1 protein-coding gene and 1 pseudogene are annotated in these 1,935 nt (G+C 49.6%); both read left to right on the top strand.

Features of this window, described 5'->3' with window-relative positions:
• Positions 1-399 (top strand): annotated as a pseudogene (locus B2J69_RS24435) (hypothetical protein); the annotation flags it as partial.
• A gap of 86 nt (positions 400-485) precedes the next feature.
• The gene (locus B2J69_RS23385) at positions 486-1,106 is read left to right on the top strand and encodes a replication protein P (RefSeq protein WP_236722780.1); all 621 of its coding nucleotides are present in this window, start codon (positions 486-488) and stop codon (positions 1,104-1,106) included.
• Positions 1,107-1,935: the final 829 nt, after the last annotated feature.

Raw genomic sequence — 1,935 nt, 5'->3', positions numbered from 1 at the left:
GGGGCAGGAGTTGTCCCAGGGGGTGGGGCAGGAGCTGCCCCCAGAACCAGTCACTCTTTTGAACCAGTCATAGAACCTAAAAACATAACACCCGCCGCTGACGCGACGTACGTGACGAAAACGGAATTATCTCGTTACGCTTTCGAAGGCAGGGTGGTGAAGCTGAACCACGCAGACTTTGCATCGTGGCAGAGGCTCTACTCGAGCGTCGACTTGCTCTATGAGCTGCAGAAACTCGACATCGAGTTTTCACATGAGCGGCCAAAAAGCTGGTTTATCACAGCCAGCCAGAAGCTCAGCTACCAGAACAAACAGGCTGTACTCCGCGAAGCCGGGCAGGTGAGTCCACCAGCCCCTCACTGGAACGACCTCAGCGAATGGGAGAATAATTTCCTGTGAACAATTCCTTGTCAGCCACAAACAACCGGTATTCGAACGCGCGTCCATACGTTGCCGGATGCGCATCTCGATCAGCAGAGCGGGGCGTGCACAAAGCCGTTGAACAGCTGGTGGATATTCTGTTCAGCAACCTCAGGCAGCTGTTCCCTGCTTCGGTCAGTACGGCCTTGAAAGACCCGCGTGACGAAGCGGCGGCGAAACGGCAGTGGATTGCGGCTTTCGTGGAGAACGGTATCACTTCTAAGCAGCAGCTGTCGGCCGGAATGAAATACGCTCGCGCCAGCGGTTCGCCGTTCTGGCCCTCACCGGGTGAGTTTATCCAGTGGTGCCGAAAGGGCGAATACAGCGCAGCGGGCCTGCCGGACGAAGATGAGCTTTACGACATGGTGATGAAATACTGCGCCCGCCGCGGGCTGTACAAATCACCCGAAGCTTATCCGTGGAGGAGCAACGCCTGCTTCTGGATGGTAACCGGCCTGTACAGCATGATGCTGGCGCAGGGGTTAAGCGAATCTGAGTTGAGAATCCAGTGTCGCGGCGAGCTGCGTAAAATGGCCGCGCGCATCCGGTCTGGTGAGCAAATCCCGGCACCGCGTGTGCAACTGGAGAAGCTTTACGTGCCGACCAGCAACAAGAAAGCTCTGAATCACGTGGCGTACTTGAAGGCGCTAATCAAGTCGAAAAGGAGCTCCTCATGGCCAGAGTGACACAGCTCATTCAGACGCCTTCGCTCACGGAGGAGGCCCGGCAGATAATCTTGGCGATTATCAATTTCGCTGAAAAGCAGGAGGCGATCCCGGACGGGTATCCGGACCGGCTAGCCGTAGTCAGCATGCTGGCATGGGAAGTGCACGCACGACACGGTTATTGATGTGAAGCACATAAACGTTGGAGGGCAAAGTATGGGAGACGTCATGTGGTAGGTAAGAGCGGCAGAAGTCTCATGGTGCACTTAGTCCGCTATGAGCGAGGAGCGGAAATTCACAATTCGCTTCAGGGTTGACTGAAAACTTACTAGTACAGCCTCAATTTGGCCAGAGGCATGATAACCTTAAAAATTGCACCTTTTGGCATAATCCTTGAACCTCTGCCGCTAAAAAGAATTCAATATTACTTGTGATTGTTTTCAAATTGACACAGTCTAGCTATTGTCTGGGGTTAATGGTTTTTTGAATTTAAAAATAATTTAATTTCATAAGGGAGGGATATGTCTCAGAAAAGCCTAGGAGAGTTTGTGAATCATGGTGCAATTAAAAGCATCCAGAAGAACATATTAAAGATTAACTTGAATTACAAAAGGATTATTCAGTTTTGCTCAGGCTCTCAAAATATTTAAAGAACCAATAAAAATGTGGTGATAACTAATGTTGCAAAAGGAACTCAACGGTGTTTAAGCTTGCTGGCTAAAAACTTTTTAGATGAATATGATATAACATTAATAGCATTGTGCACGAGAAACCTTTTTGAGCTTAATGTTAGATTAAAATATATTATTAAACACGATTGCTCATTAGATACTTGGATGAGGGAGGTGGT

Origin of the sequence: Pantoea latae, from assembly GCF_002077695.1 — a bacterium.
In the GTDB taxonomy this organism is placed as follows: Bacteria; Pseudomonadota; Gammaproteobacteria; order Enterobacterales; family Enterobacteriaceae; genus Pantoea; species Pantoea latae.
The sequence above is the reverse complement of the archived record's forward strand: the minus strand, read 5'-3'. Positions and strand labels throughout refer to the sequence as shown.